Below are 20,209 nucleotides of genomic sequence, written 5' to 3' on the forward strand. Positions count from 1 at the left end.
ATGTTACTCATATTTCTCACGCTGCATAACATGAGTACTCGGCAATCAACAATTAGAGACTAGACTCAGGATCTCTGCTTCGCAAGCACAATATGATCAAACGATCATTTCTAATTTCTTTAGATTAATTACCCCTCCATACATAATAAAAAAAAGGGAGCTTACGCTCCCAAGTTTCAAACATGATTTACTAACTAAGATTAACTTATATCAAGACAACATCTACATCACTCACCGATTCTAGTGAAAGTACTTTAATGTTTATTAGAATGAATACTCCGCAGAAATACCAAACGTCTTAGGGGGCGCCGCAGAAACAAAATCTCCGAAGCTACTTTGCTGAGAATAGTAGGAATATTCCGTATCTAGTAGATTGCGGGCAAATACTCGAACCTTCCATTTATCCTCATGCTCAGTTAATGCAACTTCTGCATTTAACACGTCGTAAGAATCTTGCTTAGTACGATTATCTGGCTCCCAAAAAAAGCCATCATTATAGTAATACGCTAAATTTAAACTCAACTCTCCTATGCCTACATCGTGACGGTAATTAGTGCTTACACTATAAGTGTACTTAGGTGCCCGGGTGAGTTCATAGCCGGACAAGTCGCTATTAGTAGTTACCATATTCCCAATATTATCCGAGGTATCTGGCGAGATTACCGGACCATTTTGAAAATCTGTGTATTCCGTGTCTAAATAAGATGCCGACACATTGACATCCAAATTGCTTGTCACAAAATAAGTGCTTTCGATCTCAGCGCCTTGCATTTCTGAATCACCGACATTAAAGAGAAAAATAGCACCTCCCAAAATCTGCTGCATTTGTAAATTGTCGAACTCATAATAAAATACCGACCCATTAACCCGTAAGCTGTTATCCAAAAAGTCGCCTTTAAAACCGACTTCGTAGGAGTCTAGAATTTCAGGATCCACAGGTTCTGGCAACGCACCAAATACTGGTAAAGTGTTATAAACCCCGCTCTTAAATCCACGACTATATGACGCAAAAACTAACATTTCTTCATTGAGCTGATGATCTATTGCCAAACGCCACGTTGGCTCTTCCCACGACTCATCATCTTTTAACACGGGGAGCGCAGGGTTAATCGGCGCGCCACTCGCGATACTGGTAGTTTTACCGCTAAACTCGCGCTCATCCATCGTCCAACGGAGGCCTAAAGTTAGCGCTGTTGCGTCGCTAAGGTCGTAAGTGCCCTGAGCATACGCAGCGTAAGAAGTCGTCTCCTGCGCAGTATCCATGTTGATATTAAACGCTGGATTCGCCGACGTAGTTTGGGTCGGTGCATTTTTCGACTCAGCCGACATAAAAAATAAGCCCGCTGTCCATTTTAATGCGCCGTCACCAGTTGAATTGAACTGAAATTCCTGAGACAGCTGCTTACTCCGCTCGTTAACCACAAAGTTAACGACATGACTTGGCCCAGAGTCTTGATCAAGTAAGGTAAACGCATCCAGTTCCGAATATGCGCTGGTTGCAATTAGCTCGACGGACTCAAAAGCGTGGGTAAGCTGAAAGGTTGCTACCCGCTGCGCACTGTCAACAATGGGCTCCCAGTCGGAATTAATATCCTGAAAATCACCGGTATATACGCCACCGCCAGTAGCGACGGTACCCTTAGCTGGCTGGCGGGCAATCCCGACATCGCTTTCACGATCTGCATAGAGTGCCGACATGACAATCGATGTTTTGTCGTCAACATCGAACAACAATTTACTCCGTAGCGAGCGGTCTTCTTCTCCGACACGATCACGACCATTAAAGCGATTAGTACCGTAACCTTCGTCGCGCTTCTTAACTAATAACGAGACGTCCGCAGCAATTCGCTCCGACAAACCTACGGTTCCATAAAATCCAGTATTAAATGAGTCATAACTACCTGCCCCAACAGATATTTTTGCAGAAGGCTCAAACGCAGGGTTTTTAGTAATGACATGGATTAAGCCACCGGTCGCGTTGCGACCAAACAACGTGCCCTGTGGGCCACGTAAAACTTCAACACGCTCTATATTATTAAACTCCATAACGGAAGCTACCATCGACGAATAGTAAACACCGTCTACATATGTCGACACACTACTTTCTTCGCCAGCCGACGAGTTCTTGGTCCCAACACCACGAATAAACGGGGTTGCAGATGAAATTTGACGACTGTACTGAAGATTAGGAATAACCATCGACAATTCATCTGTTCCAGAAATACCAGCCTTTTCCAAGCCATTCGCCGATACCGCAGTCATCGCGATAGGAACCGTCTGCACACTCTCCTCACGCTTCTGAGCGGTTACAACGACCTCCTCTAGCTGCGCATACGCAGCCATTGGCAGCAAAATTGAACCGCCGAGAATTGTCGCCCCGATTGAACTAAATCTTGAACGTCTATTTAAATTTTTATTCATTATTATTCTCCGCATTGCAGGCAATAAATCTATTACGACATCAGAAATGACTTCTGTGACGCCTCAAATTTATACCATAAGCATATTTTTCGCAAACGTATGATATTCAAAATAAAAATAATCGTATTAGTTATCTTGATCAGGCTATGTCAGCTAATCAATGCGCCTTGAAATCGGTATGAGTCCTCGCGAAGCTTTACGAATGTAAAGTATTTAACCATGGCTATATTGAGACTACTGGCAGGAGTAGAGAATTGGAATGCTATCTAATTGGGGGAATAAACAAAGCACATAGACAAAATCTAGTCATGCGCAGCTAAAGCTGTACGCATATTGACCGCGATAGTAGCGGCAATGCGCTTAGCTCGCTCGGTTTTATCGCCTTTAAAGCCTTGATCTGCCGTTTGAATAAAATACATTAACCATTGATCAAAATCACCGGGGAGCAAGCGTTGCTTAGCGTCCAATTGGCGATGGATATTCATAGTATGGCGATGGTAGTTATTCTGTCCCAGTAAAAGCTTTTCCCAGTAGGCTTGAATTCGGGGGAAATGCTCATGAATATCGATGCCCGCAACCTCGGTAAAGATCGGCGCCAATCGATGATCATTTAAAAGACAGGCATAAAAAGCCGCGACGAACTCGGCAATATGTTCTGAGCTATCTAGATCCGGCTTATTTTTAAGAACAGAAGACATAGATTAAATAAGGTATGTCATTAAGAATGGGGCAATAGTCATAAAATTACTATTGCCCACAGAATGTTGTCATTTTTTCCGTCTGGCAGACTTTGCTTTGGCAAAACGCATTACTCTTTGCTTGCGTTCAACTTGACGTTTGGTAAGTTCGTTCTTCTTACCTTCAAAGGGGTTTTCAGAGGTTTTGAATTCAATTTTTATGGGCGTGCCCATCATCTTTAATTCACGTCTAAATACTTTCTCTAAGTAGCGGGTGTAACTGCTAGGAACTTTCTCCGTTTGATTACCGTGAATAACAATAATCGGAGGGTTCTGACCGCCAGGATGGGCGTAACGAAGTTTTATGCGCCGCCCATTAATCATCGGCGGAGAATGGTCGTGCACTGCGCCCTCAAGAATAGTCGTCAACATTCGGGTTTGAAGTTGACGGGTCGCCGACTCATAAGCCTTTTCAACGGATTCGTAGAGATGACCTACACCAGTGCCATGTAAGGCAGAGATAAAATGTATTTCAGCAAAATCGATAAACTGTAAGCGCCTATCGAGTTCCTTTTTAATATGATCTTTCTGCTCGGCCGTCAGGCCATCCCACTTATTTATGGCTACAACCACTGCGCGACCTGAGTCAACAACTTGACCCAGCAAATGCAAATCCTGGTCTACTATGCTCTCCCGACCATCCATGACCAGAATAACAACATTAGCGTCTTCAATTGCTTTCAGAGTTTTAACAATTGAGAATTTTTCTACCGCTTCAGAAATGTGTTTGCGCTTGCGAATACCGGCAGTGTCAATCAAGGTGTAGGCTTCACCTTCACGTTCATAATTTATATAGACACTATCTCGGGTTGTGCCTGGTTCGTCGTAAACCACCACACGATCTTCACCAAGCATACGGTTAACAAGGGTAGATTTACCCACATTAGGCCGCCCTACAACTGCAATTTTTTTCCCGGTTGCCAGCGAGGCTTGTTTATCTTCCGCCTCTTGGGGAAACTCTGCTAACACGTCGTCCATCAACACCCGCACACCTTTACCCTGGGTTGCGGTTAATGGATAAATTTTTGCCGCGCCTGTTCTATAGAATTNAGCTTTTGCCACTTCGGCATCAGTGCCATCTACTTTATTAGCGACAAAAAATACTGGTTTAGAACAACTGCGAAGATGCTTAATTAAACCCTCGTCGGCAGGCATTAGACCCGCTCGCGCGTCTAGCATCAGCAATACGGCATCCGCTTCGTCAATGGCCTGCATAGATTGCTGCGCCATTGGGCCGTCTATCCCCACCTCGTCACCATTAACACCGCCAGTATCTATAACGATATAACGACGATTACTGTGGCTGGCTTCACCGTATTTACGATCACGGGTTAAACCCGGAAAATTAGCAACTAGCGCATCGCGACTTTTAGTAAGCCGATTGAACAGAGTTGATTTACCGACATTAGGTCGGCCTACCAAGGCAATAACAGGAACCATAATTCTATTTAACTCTGATCAACGCACGGCAAAAAAAACAAGGTATTAAAACTTAACGGTCTTGTAACTTATACGCTATCAATTCACCGCTATTGCCATAAACATACAATAATTTACCATCGGCAATCATCGGCGCTCTCAAGCCGTCACTGTCCGCTCGGGTACGGGCAAGCAAGCGCCCATCGTCTTTAGCCAACATGTGTAAATAGCCTTCGAAGTCACCCACGGCTACCGCCCCGTCAAATACAGCGGGTTCAGTTAGCTCTCTGCGCGCCAATACAGTTTGCGTCCAAAGTGCGCCCTGACCATTGTCAGCAATTGCATTCACACTACCATCAGCGGCAACCACAAACACATTACCAAAATTATCTGCCGCACCAACGTAGCTAGAGGTCTCTTTTACCCAAAGCGGGCGACCACTGCGAATATCAATAGCCATTACCTGACCTTGATACCCTGTTGCTACCACAGTCTGGCCGTCTTCCATCACTAGCAAACGACCATCAACATCAACCAAGCGCTCAATTTCAGTACTCCCTTGAGGCACAGAAATACGCTGTTCCCAAAGCTGGGTGCCGTTATCAATATCAAAAGCCATCACGCGGCCGTTAGCGAAGCCAATCATCACTATGCTGCCAACTACTTTTGGCGTACTAGTGCCACGTAAGGTCAAACGCGGCACTTGTGACGAGTATGTCCACAGCAATTTTCCGTCTTCAAAATTAAAGCCCTGCACATCACCGCTATAGGTCTGTGCAACGACAACAGAGCCATTGCTTTGCGGTGCAGATAGCACCTCACTGCTCACGGGCGTTCTCCAAACGATATCGCCAGATAGGCGATCAATGGCGACAATTTCACCGTCAGAGGTGCCAACAAATAGCAATGTACCCGAAACACCTACACCGCCAGAAATCCGTAAATCATAAGATTCTTTCCAAATCTTTTTACCATTACTTTTTTTCAACGCTGCCACTTTGCCGTTAGATGACGCGATAAAAATTTCATCGCCATCGATAACTGGCACAATGCGATGGTAGGCTTCTGCCTGGCCATCACCTAAAGAATATGACCACGCTTCTTTTAGCTTTTTCTCTGCCTGAAAATCTGTCAACTTCGCGGGATCGCGACTGGTTGGATCAGAGGCACAGGCCACCATCATTGCGCTTGCTAGCAGCACAGTAACCGCAGAAATCAACTTCATTACTTAGCCCCTTCTACAGCAGTAGCTGCCGCAGATAAGTCATTAATTTTCATTTCCAGCATCGTATTGTTCACCGGTGCCTCCTGCTCCCGCGCTAATGAACGAGCGCGCTGATATGCTGCCAAGGCAGCTGCTTTATCATCTTGAGCAAAGGCGATGTCGCCTTGCAATTCAGCAACTTCAACTGCATAGCCGGTTTCCGCAAGCCCTGCCAAATATTTCACAGCTTGGTCATACTCTTGTTCTGAATACAAAATCTGCGCCAAGCGCATTTCAGCCTGTGCTTTAATTTGCACACTAGGACGCTGATCTAAAACCCATTCAAGCTCTGCTCTTGCCGCAGCGTAATCACCAGTTTTAACAGCATATTTTGCTTTGTATAACGCAGCGAACTGGCCGTAACTCAAGCCAGCAAATTGGTCTTTAAGAGTGTCGGCCAAATGCTTAGCCGTGCTGAGACTGCTGCCGTCGCGCTGTACCGCCGCGTCTGCAACTAATAAATTATCAAAAATCGCCGAGGCTTCGGCGGCCTGATTTTGCTGATGTCCCTGCCACCCCCTCCAGCCGAATACAATGGCCAACGCAAGTGCGATACCAAATACGGTGGATTTGCCATTTTCTTGCCACCATCTTTTGATAGCTTCGATTTGTTCTTCTTCTGTGCGATACGTTTCCACTAAACTTCCTCTCCGACTTGTCTCGTCGCGTTTAAAAATAATTCTTAGAAATAGTATTTACCAAATCAGCTAAGGCGACCATCTGCTGTTCGCCCTGACCAGCGCGCAGCGGTTTCAGCGCGGCCTCGGCCCGCTGTAATTCGTCTTCACCTAAAACAATTGCCAGCGACGCGCCTGACTTGTCAGCCTTTTTAAATTGGCTTTTAAAACTACCACCGCCACAATTTATTAGCACCTTCACAGAAGGCATCGCCTCGCGTAATTTCTCAGCGATACTTAAGGCCTCAATATCAGCCTGCTCACCAACCGACACAATAAATATATCAGCTTGCGTGTGCTCTTGCGGTGTAACGCCCAGTGTTTCCAACATCAACACTAAACGCTCAATACCCATTGCAAAACCAACAGCTGGCGTGGCCTTACCGCCTAACTGCTCAACCAATCCGTCGTAGCGACCACCAGCACAAACAGTACCTTGAGCGCCCAGCTTATCGGTCGTCCATTCAAACACTGTTAGACCGTAGTAATCCAGGCCTCGCACCAATTGCGGGTTCAATTTATAAGCAACGCCAACTGCATCTAATCTGGCACACAAACCTTCAAAATGCTTGCGTGAAACCTCATCAAGGTAGTCACTTAATACCGGCGCCGCTACTAATAGCTCTCTCGTTTTAGGGTCTTTACTGTCTAGAACCCGTAATGGGTTAGTTTCTAAGCGGCGTTTGCTGTCCTCATCTAACTGATCTTTAAAACCCGTCAAATACTCAACAAGAGCCTGGCGATAATTCGCGCGAGACTCGGCATTGCCAATGCTGTTTAACTCAAGAGTTAATGCGTCGCTAATACCCAGCTCCCGCCAAAGTCGCGCGGTTAATAAGATTAACTCCGCATCAATGTCTGGGCCGACCATGCCAAAGGTTTCTACACCAATTTGATGAAACTGGCGCAGGCGACCTTTTTGTGGCCGCTCATGGCGAAACATAGGGCCGGTATACCACAGACGCTGTATCTGGTTATGCAATAAGCCATTTTGATCACAGGCGCGAACACAGCTTGCCGTACCTTCTGGGCGCAGCGTTAGGCTGTCACCGTTGCGATCCTCGAAGGTATACATTTCTTTTTCAACAATATCGGTAACTTCACCAATAGAGCGTTTAAAAAGTTCTGTATGTTCAACGATGGGAAAGCGGATCTCACTGTAACCATAACGACTAAGTACATCGCGCACGCGGCCTTCAAGATACTGCCACACCGGCGTCTCTGATGGCAGAATATCATTCATGCCGCGAATTGATTGAATACGTGCCAAAACTAATTCCTATCGACCAAGCTTTGTACTAACCGAGCAAAACGACTCAGTTACGTGCAATAAGGTCTTTATCTTGTTCTTGTTTAAGAGCGATCTTTTCACGAATTAATTTTTCGAGATGATCGACTAAGCCTTCGTTCTTCACTTTGTGATCTGGTTTACCAGCCACATACACTAAATTATTTGGCGTACCGCCCGTTAACCCAATCTCAGCTTCTTTTGCTTCGCCGGGGCCGTTAACGATACAACCGATAACTGCAACATCGAGCGGAGTGGTCACGTCATCAAGGCGCGCCTCTAGCTCATTCATGGTACTGATCACGTCAAAATTCTGTCGAGAACAGCTTGGGCAGGCAATGAAGTTTATGCCTTTGGTGCGCAGCTTAAGGCTCTTCAAAATCTCGTAGCCGACCTTCACTTCTTCAACGGGGTCTGCCGCCAAAGAAACGCGAATGGTATCACCAATACCATCCATCAATAGCAGCCCCAATCCCACTGCCGATTTTACCGTACCACCGCGCAAGCCGCCGGCTTCGGTAATACCAAGATGCAGAGGCTGATCTATCTGACTGGCAATTTGGCGATATGCCGCCACGGCCATAAACACGTCAGACGCTTTAACACTTAACTTAAAATCCTGAAAATCCAACTTATCGAGAATATCGATGTGACGCATGGCTGACTCAACCAACGCCTCGGGTGTTGGCTCACCGTATTTACGCTGTAGCTCTTTCTCTAACGAACCCGCGTTAACACCAATGCGGATCGGAATATTATGATATTTAGCCGCATCAATTACTGCGCGAACGCGATCTTCTCGGCCAATATTACCTGGGTTAATGCGTAGGCAATCAACACCGTATTCAGCTACTTTTAAAGCAATTTTGTGATCAAAATGAATATCTGCAACCAAGGGAACCGACACCTGTTTGCGGATTTCTCTAAACGCTTCTGCAGCTTCCATGCTCGGCACAGAAACCCGAACGATGTCCGCGCACGCAGCTTCCAAACGTTTAATCTGCGCCACCGTCGCTGCTACATCACAGGTTTCAGTATTGGTCATACTTTGAACTGATATTGGTGCATCACCACCAACAGCAACATTACCGATATGAATTTGCCGAGATACACGACGTTTTATCGGAGATGCCATTTTCATAATTCACCTACTTGTACACGCACTACATTGCTACTTGCCAATTCTTTAATCTCAACCAGCCGACCATTGTAATATATGGCAAGCACGGGCCAGTAAGATGTGCTCACCGTAACAGGCCCATCCACACTTAAATTCAGTGCTTCCCCCTTACTTTGCACACCGCTTACAGCCACATTATTGTGGCCATCACGGACTTCCAGCCAGACATCTTCGCTTACAATAAATTCAAGTTCGGCGGACTCCAGCACCTGCTCAGACAAGTCTTCAGACTGAACCTTTACAAGACCACCTGACAGCAAACTCTCGCCTAAGGACGGCGCCTTTTTGAGCGTAGCCAATTCAGGGAATTGCTCATTTAATACAACGACCGATAATTCTTTGGGTTCACTGCCGCCAAACACCCAACAAGACAACGACCACACAACTAAGGCAGTAAACAATGCCAATATAAAGCCAGCGTGACCTGGGGCTTGCACTTTACCCCGAATGTGGGCCTGACGCCGCTGAGTGCCTTGCTCTTCACGCTTGCAAATACGATCACAATCGTTGAGTAAGGGCACTTCGTCTAGCCCTAAAAAACGGGCATAACTTTTAATATAACCGCGTGCAAATAGCGGTGAGTTAAAACGGGAGTAGTCGTTTTCTTCAAGCGCTTCTACATAACTATTTAACAAATTCAGCGCTTCGGCAGTTTCCAGCACTGTTTTACCCGCGCTGATACGCGCGTCGTGCAATACAGATCCCGGCGGTCCGGGGTAAAGCTGTTTCGTTCCCGGCATAATGATTTCCTAACGATCACCCTGCTGCATATACGCTTTGTAAAGCAGGTATTCTTCCGATTTTGGATATAAGTTTTTCAAGGCCAACGCAAAACTAGCATGGGAGTTTTTATCATCAAACTTATCTGCTAAACGTATACCCAGCCATAAAGCCGCCGCATTTTGCGATGGATCCTTGCTGAGGTAGGCATCATAAAAACGCTGTGAATCCGCAAAACGCGCCATGCGAAAATACACTTCTGCCAACGACATTAATACCGCAGCGTCATCGCCTTGCATAAGGAAGGCGCGTTTAAACGCATCCTCCGCTTTTGTTAATTGGTTTAATTGCAGATAGCAACGTCCGAGATTTACAAATGCCTCAACACGACGCTCGTACAATAACTCTTGAACGACCACTTCTAATTGCGTTGCCGCTTCTTCATAGCGGCCACGGGCATATAAAAAAGCTGCGTAATTATTCCGCACCCGTGAGGCATTAGGAGCCAAACTAATTGAACGCAAATAATACCGCTCAGCTAATTCAAGCTCACCGGTATTTTGAAACACCAACGCCAAGGCCTCTAATGTTTCTGGGTTGTTTTTGTCTTCTGCCTCAACATATTGCAAATGCCGTTTTGCTTGATCCCAATTACCCTGCGCAATATAACTGCGGGCCAATTGCAAAGAGGTTTCAAACGCCTTTTTGTCATCTGCTTTCGATGCAAAACCGCCACTTTTTGTCGTCACACACCCAGACAATATGAGAGTAGAAAACAGCATTACCAAAATAAGGGGTAATACCTTGATGCCTTTTATTCTTAACCACGACATGCAGTATGCTCCCGAAAATCTATACCAAACGAATAGGCTGCTCTAACTCTGCCCGTTGTCGATGGCGCTCACTACGCTTGGTCCGGTCTTGTACTTGTCCAGCCAACTGTCCGCAGGCCGCATCAATGTCATCACCGCGCGGCGTTCGCACAGTAGTGACATAGCCAGCTTCAGTCAGCGCTAGCCAAAACCGATTGATAGCATTTTTACTAGGCCGTGCATAATTTGATAATGAAAAAGGATTGAATGGAATCAAATTAATTTTGCAGGGTAAATTACGCAGGACTTCCGCTAATTCCTTCGCATGCTCAAGACTATCATTCACGCCGGCGATCAACGTGTATTCAATAGTCACTACGCGATGGGTGTCTTCTTGCTTGTCCAAATAACGCTGGCAGGCTGCAAGCAGCTCAGCGATGGGGTATTTCTTATTGATAGGCACCAATTCGCTTCGCAACGCATCATTCGGCGCGTGTAGCGAGATGGCCAGCGACACCGTAGAAACATCACCTAGCTTGTCCAGCATCGGCACAACACCGGAGGTACTCAAAGTCACTCGCCGCTTTGACAAACCATAGCCAAAGTCATCCAACATCAAGCTCATCGCTTCAACGACATTATCAAAATTAAGCAGTGGCTCACCCATGCCCATCATGACGACGTTGGTAACGATACGTTTGTTGCCTGAATTAAAACCATCGTACGACTTAATGGCTAACCAAACCTGACCGATGATTTCAGACGCGGTCAAATCACGCATAAAACCTTGTTTTCCCGTCGCGCAAAAGCTGCAATCTAAGCTGCAACCAACCTGCGATGACACACACAAAGTACCACGCTGACCGTCTGGAATTAATACGGTTTCGACTAGATTATTGCCACCCACTTCTACCGCCCATTTACGGGTTCCGTCGATGGAATCTAGCTGCTTAACCACATTTGGAGGACGAATCTCGGCAAGTTCCTGAAGCTTAGCGCGCAAGGGCTTGCCGAGATTGGTCATCTCATCAAAATTATCGATCCCCGAGTGGTGAATCCACTTGAGGATCTGTTGGGCACGAAAAGGCTTTTCACCAATAGAAGTGAGGTATTCTTCCATTTTTTTGCGCGACATGCCGAGCAAATTCACTTTCATTTGCTGAACTACCGCTGTTGGTGTTTCCATTTTTATGCCCCGCAATGAGCGTAAACGTGATTAAACGCGTTCACACAGCTCACTGGTAGAGAAGAAGAACGCAATTTCACGCGCCGCTGATTCTTCTGAGTCTGAACCATGAACCGCATTAGCGTCGATTGATTCAGCAAAGTCTGCACGAATAGTACCGGCAGCCGCTTCTTTTGGGTTAGTTGCGCCCATCAGCTCGCGGTTTTGCAATACAGCGCCTTCGCCTTCCAGTACTTGTACAGTAACGGGGCCAGAAGTCATGAAGTCAACCAACGCGGGAAAAAACGGACGGCCTTTATGCTCAGCATAAAATCCTTCTGCTTGTTCACGGCTCAAGCGCAGCATTTTTGCAGCAATAATGCGCAGACCGGCCTTTTCAAAACGACTGTAAATTTCACCAACAACGTTTTTACTAACAGCGTCTGGTTTGGCAATAGAAAGGGTGCGTTGAACGCCCATCGGTTTTTCTCCAAAAAAAGTAAAACAAGAACAATCCGAGCAAACGAATCTGCCCGTCACGAAAAATCGTCGAATTATACGCGCATTACCAGCAAATAGGTACGCGAGACAGTNTATGACAGCGAGTTATAGCCGGTGTTTCGGTAAATCTACACTTTTCATTGCAAGAACAGAGATTCTATAGAATGAAAACACCACTTGTTACTAATTTAATCCTGCTCTTCTATCCACGCAGCCTGTATTGCCTCGAGGATCTTTTCACCGCAGCGCTTTGGATCGTCGTCAAAATCATCTAAACCCATGACCTTGTCGCGCAAATCCACAAAATTAATATGTATTGGATCTACTTCAGGAAATTTATCAGCAAGTTCAATGCCGATATCCAATACATCTGTCCATTTCAGCCCCATCTCAAAACACCTTATTCGTTCAAAACCTAGCGATTAATGACGCTCAGATACCATATTAATAGTGTAACGTGGCACTTCCACAACCAAGTCCGCATCACCAACAACGGCTTGGCAGCTCAAACGCGAATCGGGCTCAAGTCCCCACGCCTTATCCAGCATATCTTCTTCTAACTCATCGGCCTCTTCCAAAGACAAGAAGCCTTCGCGAACGATGATATGACAGGTGGTGCAGGCACAGGATTTCTCGCAGGCATGCTCTATGTCAATGCCATTTGCCAGCATGACATCACATACCGTTTCACCTGACGCTGCGTCTAACACCTCGCCCTCTGGGCAAAGCGCTTCATGGGGTAATACTACAATGCGTGGCATTCCGGCTTCCTTAAATTTCATCAACTCGCCGGCCGGCGAGTGCTTGATTAATACTGGCGTCCATCCGACGCTCGGCAAAGACTTCACTGCCTTTACCCACGATTTCTATATGTCTAGCAATGCTTGCCGCGGTGCCCTGCTCCCGCTCATGATGAAGGGCCTCCATTTTCGCCAGCAATTCAGCCTGTTCACTTTCGCTGAGCATTGCTTCACCATCTTTAAGCATCGCCGCCGACAAGGCCTGCAGCAAGGCTTCAGCCTCTACTTGTTGTTCACGCAGAGCTCTCGCCTCTTTATCATCAAGCGCTGAGGCCCATGACTGTTGAAGCATATCGGCGATATCGGTATCGCTCAGGCCGTAGGCTGGTTTAACCTCAATACGACTCTCTGATCCAGTACTCTCTTCACGGGCCCTAACCCGTAAAAGACCATCGGCATCGACTTGAAATGTCACTTTAATCCGTGCAGCTCCCGCAACCATTGGCGGAATACCTTGTAACTCAAAACGCGCCAAGGAACGGCAATCTTCAACTAACTCACGCTCGCCCTGCACAACATGTATCGTCATGCCAGTTTGACCGTCTTTAAAGGTAGTAAATTCCTGCGCCATTGCCACAGGAATAGTGGTGTTGCGATGTATAACCTTTTCCGTCAAACCGCCCATGGTTTCAAGGCCCAGCGACAAGGGGATCACATCCAACAACAGCATTTCGTCGCCGCTGCGATTTCCCACTAACTGATCTGCCTGCAGGGCCGCACCTAGTGCAACAACTTTATCAGGGTCTAAATCCACCAAAGGTTCACGACCAAACCACTCTGCCACCCGCTCACGAACACGAGGCACTCGGGTTGAACCGCCAACCATAACGACATTATGAATATCATCATTACGTAATTTTGCGTCGCGCAAAGCCCGTTTACAGGCTCTAATTGCCTTATCAATCAAGGGATCCACTAAGTCATTAAACTGGTGCCTACTCAGGGTTAAGCTCACATCACCTAAACCAATCTGGACCTCAGCCTCACTCGACAGCGCCTCCTTAGCCTGACGAGCCGCTGTTAGCAAGTTGCGCTGCTGAAACATATCCAAGCTGACAATCTTGTTTTCTGCGACGAACCACTGCGCGAGAGCATGATCAAAATCATCACCACCTAAGGCAGAATCACCACCGGTAGAAAGCACCTCGAACACACCCTTGGTAAGCTGAAGTACAGAAACATCAAACGTACCGCCGCCCAAGTCAAAAACTGCAATCGCGACCTCATCCTGCTGATCAAGTCCGTAGGCAACGGCTGCGGCAGTAGGCTCATTTAACAAACGCAGCACATTTAAACCCGCAATTTTCGCAGCGTCTTTTGTCGCCTGCCGCTGAGCATCATCAAAGTAAGCCGGAACAGTAATCACCACACCGGTCAATTCACCACCGAGGCTTTCCTCTGCGCGCTGGCCAAGAGATTTTAATATCTCAGACGACACCTGCACCGGAGAAAGATCGCCCGCTCGGGTACGAACTTTGACCATATCCTGCCCTAAATCAAGCAGTTCATAAGGCGATTTGATGACACTTTCTTCCCCAGCAACGTCAGTATAGGATCGCCCCATCAAACGCTTAACGGATAGCAGGGTATTACGAGGATCGCCACTTGCCTGCGTCAAGGCCTGCTCGCCGACGTCAATACGCGCATTTTCACCGTAATACACCACCGACGGTAAAAGATGATTACCGTCAATATCCGCCAAAGTTTGCGCACTGCCGTTACGGACAGTTGCAACCAGTGAGTTGGTGGTGCCCAGGTCAATTCCTACCGCCAGTTTGCGCTGGTGCGGCTCGGGGGTTTGTCCTGGCTCTGAAATTTGCATCAACATAAGCGGTGTTCGGGCTCCCGACGATAGCAATCGTCTTTTTAATAATCGAGTAATTCACTTTCTTTTAATTCAGCTTCGCTACGCAGTTTTTCCAAAAACTGCAACTTAGCGTAACTCGCCAATGCCTCGTCAAATTGTTGCTGCGCGTAGGCATTGGAAAATATCGATTTCTGCTGATTCGCTGCTGCATTTAGATCCTGATAAAAGCTATCTAATGCCGACTCAGGATCGCTAGCATCCTGCAACTCAGAAAGCTCCTCACGAAGCTGCATCTGCTGCATCAAAAACTCAGGATCTTGGAATGTCGTAGACGACATGTCGCTGTCTACGCCAGCTAATTTCAATAAATACGCCGCGCGACGCGTCGGTGAAACAAGAGTTTCATAGGCTTCGTTGATTTGCGACGAATATTGAACTGCATTTAAACGCTCACGCTCGCTGCCACCAGCAAAACGATCTGGATGAGCGCCTTGTTGCAGCTCTCGGTAACGGCGGGTTAAATCAGATTGGCTTACTTCATAGCTCTGCGGTACAGCCAGCAGAGCGAAGTAGTTTTCCCGAGGATTAAATTCTGACATAGCATTCTGGCCGGCCGGCAGGGCCGCTAGACGGTAAAACTCTCACCGCAGCCACATTCAGCCGACACATTGGGATTATTGAATTTTAGACCTTCGTTTAAACCTTCTTTAACGAAGTCTAGCTCAGTACCGTCTAGGTACACCATGCTCTTAGGATCGATATAGACCGATGCGCCATCACGCTCAAAAACCTGATCTTCAGCTTGCGGCTCGTCGACAAACTCCAGCACATAAGCCATTCCGGAACAGCCTGATGTACGCACCCCAATACGAATGCCCAAGCCACGACCACGACCTTCCATCTGCCGCTTAATATGGCCTGCCGCTGCACTGCTAACTGAAATTGGCATCTATTCCTCTCCCGCTGCGATTCAGGACGCAGCTTTTTTCTTGCGGTAATCGGATACCGCCGCTTTGATCGCGTCTTCAGCCAATACAGAGCAGTGAATTTTCACTGGTGGCAGAGCCAATTCTTGCGCAATCTCGGTGTTTTTAATGTGCTCAGCTTCTTCCAGCGTCTTGCCTTTAACCCACTCAGTTAATAGCGAGCTAGAGGCAATAGCAGAACCGCAGCCATAGGTTTTGAACTTGGCATCTTCAATAATGCCCTGTTCATTCACCTTGATTTGTAGGCGCATGACGTCGCCGCAAGCCGGCGCACCAACCATACCCGTGCCGATTTCATCTGCGCTGTCGTCAAACTTACCGACGTTGCGCGGATTCTCGTAGTGATCAAGTACTTTTTCGCTATATGCCATGATATCGTCCTCTCGCGCTGAGCTACTTAATGAGCAGCCCATTCAATACTGTCTAAATCTACACCGTCTTTGTACATATCCCACAACGGTGACAATTCTCGTAATTTATCCACTGCGCCACGAACTTGCTTAATCGCATAATCCACTTCTTCAGGGGTTGTAAAGCGCCCAAAAGAAAAACGCAGCGAGCTATGTGCTAACTCATCATTAAGACCAAGGGCACGCAGTACGTAAGACGGCTCTAAGCTGGCCGACGTACAAGCAGAGCCAGACGACACAGCCAAATCCTTTAAAGACATAATCAACGATTCGCCTTCAACATAGGCCAAACTTACATTTAGGTTGCCTGGCAAACGCTGTTCAAAATCGCCATTCACGTGAACCTGTTCGATGTCTTTTAAACCATCCCAAAACTGATTGCGCAAAGCCAATGAATGCGCTGCATCCTTTGCCATTTCTTCACGCGCAATTTCACAAGCCGCCCCCATGCCCACAATCTGGTGAGTTGGTAATGTACCTGAGCGCATACCGCGCTCATGACCACCACCGTGCATTTGCGCCTCTAAGCGGATACGCGGTTTACGGCGCACATATAAAGCACCAACCCCTTTTGGGCCATACATTTTGTGCGCTGACATAGATAGCAAGTCAACTTTCATTGCCTCCATGTCTATCGTTACTTTACCGGCAGTTTGCGCAGCATCAACATGAAAAACAACGCCGTTAGCACGACACACTTCCCCAATACCGGCGATATCGTTAATGGTACCGATCTCGTTATTGGCGTGCATGATGCTCACTACAACAGTGTCTTCACGCAGAGCAGTGGCTATCGCTTCAGGAGTAATAAGCCCCTTCTCGGTCGGATCAAGATACGTTACTTCAAAGCCTTCGCGCTCAAGCTGACGACAGGTATCTAACACCGCTTTATGTTCAATCTTCGAGGTAATAACGTGCTTACCTTTTTTACTATAAAAGTGCGCAGCACCCTTGATAGCAAGGTTGTTCGACTCTGTAGCACCAGACGTCCACACAATTTCGCGAGGATCAGCGTTCAGTAAGTCAGCGACTTGACGACGGGCATTTTCTACCGCCTCTTCAGCTTTCCAACCAAACAAATGAGAGCGCGATGCCGGATTACCAAACACACCTTCGGTGGTCAGACAGGCCATCATTTTCTCTGCAACACGCGGATCAACCGGCGTCGTTGCGGAGTAATCCAAATAAATTGGCAATTGCATAAACTGATCTCCAAGTTCCCAGCCGCAGCTGAGAAATACACTAATCTACCGCAGTCAAAATAATCGACTGCGTATTGCGCGCCCGCTGTAACTGACGCGCAGATACATTCTGAACATCGCGCCGTTCAACCAAGCTAGCCAAACTGATATCACTTAAAAAATGGTGAATCTGATCACTCAGATCAGACCATAAATTATGAGTCAGACAGGTTTGGCCGTCCTGACAGTCGCTTTTACCTGCGCAGCCGGTGGCATCTACCCGCTCATCAACTGCGTCAATAATTTCTGCCACAAAAATAGTTTCGACCGGCCTACTAAGACGATAACCACCACCTGGACCACGAATACTGCACACCAAATCTTTGCGCCGTAGCTTAGCAAACAGCTGCTCTAAATAAGACAGCGAAATATCTTGCCGCCCAGACACATCGGCTAAACTGATGGGCCCACGGTCGCCGTACAGCGCCAAATCCAACATGGCTGTCACTGCGTAACGGCCTTTTGTCGTTAGTCGCATAAGCTCACCTACGTTTTTCTACGGTTCAATTATGCAATAACCTAGCAAAACAGTCAACTTTATACCCGACGCTTTTAGTAGGATTTAAGCTAGCAGCGGCGACGAATTATAGAGACTCGCCGCCACTATCGCCATCCTTCAACTTAGCTTTACGCACCCAATACTGGGTAGAGGTAAGAATTCCACGCAAAATATTCACCTCCATTTCGTCCAAGCGTGTCCGCTGGTAAAGGCGACGTAAGCGAGTCATCAGCTTTTTCGGCGCCTCTGGCCGCAAAAAATTAATGTCTCGTAAGGTTTCTTCAAGGTGTACCAAATAACGCTCTAGATCGTCGGCGCCCGCGACTGGCACATCCCAATCTGCCATGTCATTACTGCTCAGTTCATCGCTCAAGTGAGCCATTCGCAGCTCGTAACTTAATACCTGTACCGCCATCGCAATATTCAAAGAGCTGTAGTCAGGATTAGCCGGAATATGCACGTGCAAATTACAGCGCTGCAACTCTTCATTGGTTAAGCCGCGATCCTCGCGGCCAAACACCAAAGCCACTGTGTGATTTGCTTCAGCTTCTTTGTACGCTCGCTCCATGCAATGACGTGGATCTAGTAAAGGCCACGGTACCGTCCGCTCACGGGCACTTGTACCAATTACCAATTGGCACCCCGCTATGGCATCAGCGAGTGTTCCACATACAATAGCCGAATCTAAAACGTCGCCAGCACTCGCGGCGCGCCATGTGGCTTCGTCATGGGGATATTTTTTAGGCTCCACCAAATACAACTGCGACAGACACATATTCTTCATGGCCCGCGCCACCGCACCGATATTTCCGGGGTGCGAAGTATTTACCAACACAATACGAACATTGCCTAAGGGATTAGCGGGAGTATCTTGCGGGTTCAAATTCTGCGAACTCATAGTCACGGCTCTTTTTAGGAGCCGCGCATTCTAACAGAAGCCTTGGGCTAGGTCAGCGGCTCCAAACCCACCGCAATTGCAAACCGCTTTCCTCTGGCACTTGAAATCCTTCACAAATGGCAATATCTGCAATCGCAGCGATCTCTTCGTCACAATAAACCAATGGGAGACGATCACGCTTCCACTGCGGCACCCCCCACTCCTGCAACAATTTTTTTAGCGATTTGCTGTGCGCATGCCCTGCCAGCCGACACCGTTCCCCCCCGCGTCGAAAGCGCACAGACATTTTTCCACGCGGAGCAAAGCTACCACCAGCCTGCACACTAAGCCGCCCAACGCCATCGACAGCGCATTCTCGTTGACCGTCCCAATATAGGACCAATTGAGAATCAAATTCGCTCTGCACAAGACTTTCGTCAGCGTATAAACGGCCCCTAAATTCTCGTAAAGTTACACCCCCACCCAAAGAAAACATCGGCTGACGATCACTATTAGAAGACAAGAATTGCTCAACAAGCTCCCGGGTTTGCGCCTTATCTAAGCGCCGTCCAAACCGTGTAAATATATAATGACGAAACACCGCGCGCTGGCGAACAGGCTCCAAGCCCATCAAGGCATTGAGATCAAGAGTGCCGTCATCGTCAGTCATATTTCTGATCTCAGCACTGAGGTATGAATCAAGCAAGCTCGCGGCCTCAGCCTGTAGCTCAGCTGCGCCGGCAATACTATTTCGATAATTTGGCCACTTTTCCGCCAACATCGGCATCACTTGGTGACGAAGAAAATTGCGGCTATACCGAGAATTGCGATTACTAGGGTCTTCTATCCACTCAAGATCATGCTCCGCAGCGTAAGCCTCAAGCTGCACGCGAGTTTGACTCAGCATTGGCCGGAATAATTCACCCCGCCCCAATGCACGCTTCACCGGCATGGCAGCTAAGCCAGCAACCCCCGCCCCACGCATCAAGCGCAGGAAAAATGTTTCAGCCTGATCATCTTGATGGTGCGCCAGCAACATCACACTATCCTGATCAACAACTGTTTCAAATACCTCATACCTCGCGTTCCTAGCGAGACTTTCAACCCCCTGCCGACTGCCTTGCACGCTCACCGCATAACGTTGAATGGGTATTTCATAATCACTGCAGACGGCCTGACACCGAACTGCCCAAGCATCCGAGTCGGCTTGTAACTGATGGTTTACATGAAGGGCACACAAGTCGGGGAATGGCTCGCCAGCATCAAAAGCACACTGACGCATACGCCAAACAAGATGAAGTAAAACGTGAGAATCAAGGCCGCCGCTATAGGCGACATACCAGCGCCGGCGCCCTAAGTAAGGGGCCAGCGCGTCTGAAATATGGGACAGCAGTTCGGTCATAGA

General features: G+C 47.5%; 21 protein-coding genes. All 21 read right to left on the minus strand.

Features of this window, described 5'->3' with window-relative positions; translation table 11 throughout:
- Nucleotides 1–264: 264 nt before the first annotated feature.
- The gene (locus GVJ32_RS02705) at nt 265–2,421 is read right to left on the minus strand and encodes a TonB-dependent receptor (protein ID WP_159238486.1); all 2,157 of its coding nucleotides are present in this window, start codon (nt 2,419–2,421) and stop codon (nt 265–267) included.
- Nucleotides 2,422–2,723: 302 nt separating this feature from the next.
- On the minus strand, nt 2,724–3,119 hold the full coding sequence (locus GVJ32_RS02710) for a group III truncated hemoglobin (RefSeq protein WP_159238487.1): 396 nt from the start codon (nt 3,117–3,119) through the stop codon (nt 2,724–2,726).
- A 69-nt stretch (nt 3,120–3,188) separates the two neighbouring features.
- Nucleotides 3,189–4,598 carry a ribosome biogenesis GTPase Der gene (gene der, locus GVJ32_RS02715; protein WP_159238488.1) on the minus strand — a complete coding sequence of 470 codons (1,410 nt, stop codon included), beginning with the start codon at nt 4,596–4,598 and terminating at the stop codon, nt 3,189–3,191.
- Between the two features lie 52 nt (nt 4,599–4,650).
- Nucleotides 4,651–5,802 carry an outer membrane protein assembly factor BamB gene (bamB, locus tag GVJ32_RS02720; RefSeq protein WP_159238489.1) on the minus strand — a complete coding sequence of 384 codons (1,152 nt, stop codon included), beginning with the start codon at nt 5,800–5,802 and terminating at the stop codon, nt 4,651–4,653.
- Entirely contained in the window at nt 5,802–6,479 is a 678-nt protein-coding gene (locus GVJ32_RS02725; RefSeq protein WP_159238490.1) for a YfgM family protein, read from the minus strand. Before GVJ32_RS02725 ends, bamB begins: the two co-directional genes overlap by 1 nt.
- Before the next feature lie 31 nt (nt 6,480–6,510).
- Nucleotides 6,511–7,788, minus strand: coding sequence for a histidine--tRNA ligase (gene hisS, locus GVJ32_RS02730; RefSeq protein WP_159238491.1), 1,278 nt, complete (start codon nt 7,786–7,788; stop codon nt 6,511–6,513).
- Between the two features lie 46 nt (nt 7,789–7,834).
- The gene (ispG, locus tag GVJ32_RS02735) at nt 7,835–8,947 is read right to left on the minus strand and encodes a flavodoxin-dependent (E)-4-hydroxy-3-methylbut-2-enyl-diphosphate synthase (protein WP_159238492.1); all 1,113 of its coding nucleotides are present in this window, start codon (nt 8,945–8,947) and stop codon (nt 7,835–7,837) included.
- Nucleotides 8,944–9,726, minus strand: a complete 783-nt coding sequence (locus tag GVJ32_RS02740) for a helix-turn-helix domain-containing protein (RefSeq protein WP_159238493.1) — start codon at nt 9,724–9,726, stop codon at nt 8,944–8,946. Before GVJ32_RS02740 ends, ispG begins: the two co-directional genes overlap by 4 nt.
- A gap of 9 nt (nt 9,727–9,735) precedes the next feature.
- A complete protein-coding gene (gene pilW / locus GVJ32_RS02745) occupies nt 9,736–10,539 on the minus strand; it encodes a type IV pilus biogenesis/stability protein PilW (protein WP_159238494.1) in 804 nt (267 codons plus the stop codon).
- A 19-nt stretch (nt 10,540–10,558) separates the two neighbouring features.
- Nucleotides 10,559–11,704, minus strand: a complete 1,146-nt coding sequence (rlmN, locus tag GVJ32_RS02750; protein ID WP_159238495.1) for a 23S rRNA (adenine(2503)-C(2))-methyltransferase RlmN — start codon at nt 11,702–11,704, stop codon at nt 10,559–10,561.
- Between the two features lie 30 nt (nt 11,705–11,734).
- Nucleotides 11,735–12,163 (minus strand): nucleoside-diphosphate kinase, encoded by a 429-nt coding sequence (gene ndk, locus GVJ32_RS02755; protein ID WP_159238496.1) that lies wholly within the window; start codon nt 12,161–12,163, stop codon nt 11,735–11,737.
- A gap of 209 nt (nt 12,164–12,372) precedes the next feature.
- Entirely contained in the window at nt 12,373–12,573 is a 201-nt protein-coding gene (gene iscX / locus GVJ32_RS02760; protein WP_159238497.1) for a Fe-S cluster assembly protein IscX, read from the minus strand.
- A 33-nt stretch (nt 12,574–12,606) separates the two neighbouring features.
- Nucleotides 12,607–12,945: an ISC system 2Fe-2S type ferredoxin gene (gene fdx, locus GVJ32_RS02765; protein WP_159238498.1), complete on the minus strand. Its 339-nt coding sequence runs from the start codon at nt 12,943–12,945 to the stop codon at nt 12,607–12,609.
- 10 nt (nt 12,946–12,955) lie between these two features.
- The gene (gene hscA, locus GVJ32_RS02770) at nt 12,956–14,812 is read right to left on the minus strand and encodes a Fe-S protein assembly chaperone HscA (RefSeq protein WP_159238499.1); all 1,857 of its coding nucleotides are present in this window, start codon (nt 14,810–14,812) and stop codon (nt 12,956–12,958) included.
- A gap of 38 nt (nt 14,813–14,850) precedes the next feature.
- Entirely contained in the window at nt 14,851–15,390 is a 540-nt protein-coding gene (hscB, locus tag GVJ32_RS02775) for a Fe-S protein assembly co-chaperone HscB (RefSeq protein WP_159238500.1), read from the minus strand.
- 26 nt (nt 15,391–15,416) lie between these two features.
- Nucleotides 15,417–15,740 carry an iron-sulfur cluster assembly protein IscA gene (iscA, locus tag GVJ32_RS02780; protein WP_159238501.1) on the minus strand — a complete coding sequence of 108 codons (324 nt, stop codon included), beginning with the start codon at nt 15,738–15,740 and terminating at the stop codon, nt 15,417–15,419.
- Nucleotides 15,741–15,761: 21 nt separating this feature from the next.
- Nucleotides 15,762–16,148 (minus strand): Fe-S cluster assembly scaffold IscU, encoded by a 387-nt coding sequence (iscU, locus tag GVJ32_RS02785; RefSeq protein WP_103685448.1) that lies wholly within the window; start codon nt 16,146–16,148, stop codon nt 15,762–15,764.
- Nucleotides 16,149–16,174: 26 nt separating this feature from the next.
- Nucleotides 16,175–17,389, minus strand: a complete 1,215-nt coding sequence (locus GVJ32_RS02790) for an IscS subfamily cysteine desulfurase (protein WP_159238502.1) — start codon at nt 17,387–17,389, stop codon at nt 16,175–16,177.
- A gap of 40 nt (nt 17,390–17,429) precedes the next feature.
- Nucleotides 17,430–17,906: a Fe-S cluster assembly transcriptional regulator IscR gene (gene iscR / locus GVJ32_RS02795; RefSeq protein ID WP_159238503.1), complete on the minus strand. Its 477-nt coding sequence runs from the start codon at nt 17,904–17,906 to the stop codon at nt 17,430–17,432.
- A gap of 106 nt (nt 17,907–18,012) precedes the next feature.
- The gene (gene trmJ, locus GVJ32_RS02800) at nt 18,013–18,825 is read right to left on the minus strand and encodes a tRNA (cytosine(32)/uridine(32)-2'-O)-methyltransferase TrmJ (RefSeq protein WP_159238504.1); all 813 of its coding nucleotides are present in this window, start codon (nt 18,823–18,825) and stop codon (nt 18,013–18,015) included.
- Between the two features lie 52 nt (nt 18,826–18,877).
- The gene (gene tilS / locus GVJ32_RS02805) at nt 18,878–20,206 is read right to left on the minus strand and encodes a tRNA lysidine(34) synthetase TilS (protein ID WP_159238505.1); all 1,329 of its coding nucleotides are present in this window, start codon (nt 20,204–20,206) and stop codon (nt 18,878–18,880) included.
- Nucleotides 20,207–20,209 lie beyond the last annotated feature (3 nt).

Origin of the sequence: Zhongshania aliphaticivorans, assembly GCF_902705855.1 — a bacterium.
Classification (GTDB): Bacteria; Pseudomonadota; Gammaproteobacteria; order Pseudomonadales; family Spongiibacteraceae; genus Spongiibacter; species Spongiibacter aliphaticivorans_B.

What these genes read in the sequence shown, in the direction of transcription:
- GVJ32_RS02705 (WP_159238486.1), bottom strand. Translation starts at nt 2,421, where the DNA reads ATGAATAAAAATTTAAATAGACGTTCAAGATTTAGTTCAATCGGGGCG.
- GVJ32_RS02710 (WP_159238487.1), bottom strand. Translation starts at nt 3,119, where the DNA reads ATGTCTTCTGTTCTTAAAAATAAGCCGGATCTAGATAGCTCAGAACAT.
- bamB (WP_159238489.1), bottom strand. Translation starts at nt 5,802, where the DNA reads ATGAAGTTGATTTCTGCGGTTACTGTGCTGCTAGCAAGCGCAATGATG.
- ispG (WP_159238492.1), bottom strand. Translation starts at nt 8,947, where the DNA reads ATGAAAATGGCATCTCCGATAAAACGTCGTGTATCTCGGCAAATTCAT.
- GVJ32_RS02740 (WP_159238493.1), bottom strand. Translation starts at nt 9,726, where the DNA reads ATGCCGGGAACGAAACAGCTTTACCCCGGACCGCCGGGATCTGTATTG.
- pilW (WP_159238494.1), bottom strand. Translation starts at nt 10,539, where the DNA reads ATGTCGTGGTTAAGAATAAAAGGCATCAAGGTATTACCCCTTATTTTG.
- rlmN (WP_159238495.1), bottom strand. Translation starts at nt 11,704, where the DNA reads ATGGAAACACCAACAGCGGTAGTTCAGCAAATGAAAGTGAATTTGCTC.
- ndk (WP_159238496.1), bottom strand. Translation starts at nt 12,163, where the DNA reads ATGGGCGTTCAACGCACCCTTTCTATTGCCAAACCAGACGCTGTTAGT.
- iscX (WP_159238497.1), bottom strand. Translation starts at nt 12,573, where the DNA reads ATGGGGCTGAAATGGACAGATGTATTGGATATCGGCATTGAACTTGCT.
- fdx (WP_159238498.1), bottom strand. Translation starts at nt 12,945, where the DNA reads ATGCCACGCATTGTAGTATTACCCCATGAAGCGCTTTGCCCAGAGGGC.
- hscA (WP_159238499.1), bottom strand. Translation starts at nt 14,812, where the DNA reads ATGTTGATGCAAATTTCAGAGCCAGGACAAACCCCCGAGCCGCACCAG.
- hscB (WP_159238500.1), bottom strand. Translation starts at nt 15,390, where the DNA reads ATGTCAGAATTTAATCCTCGGGAAAACTACTTCGCTCTGCTGGCTGTA.
- iscA (WP_159238501.1), bottom strand. Translation starts at nt 15,740, where the DNA reads ATGCCAATTTCAGTTAGCAGTGCAGCGGCAGGCCATATTAAGCGGCAG.
- iscU (WP_103685448.1), bottom strand. Translation starts at nt 16,148, where the DNA reads ATGGCATATAGCGAAAAAGTACTTGATCACTACGAGAATCCGCGCAAC.
- GVJ32_RS02790 (WP_159238502.1), bottom strand. Translation starts at nt 17,389, where the DNA reads ATGCAATTGCCAATTTATTTGGATTACTCCGCAACGACGCCGGTTGAT.
- iscR (WP_159238503.1), bottom strand. Translation starts at nt 17,906, where the DNA reads ATGCGACTAACGACAAAAGGCCGTTACGCAGTGACAGCCATGTTGGAT.
- trmJ (WP_159238504.1), bottom strand. Translation starts at nt 18,825, where the DNA reads ATGAGTTCGCAGAATTTGAACCCGCAAGATACTCCCGCTAATCCCTTA.
- tilS (WP_159238505.1), bottom strand. Translation starts at nt 20,206, where the DNA reads ATGACCGAACTGCTGTCCCATATTTCAGACGCGCTGGCCCCTTACTTA.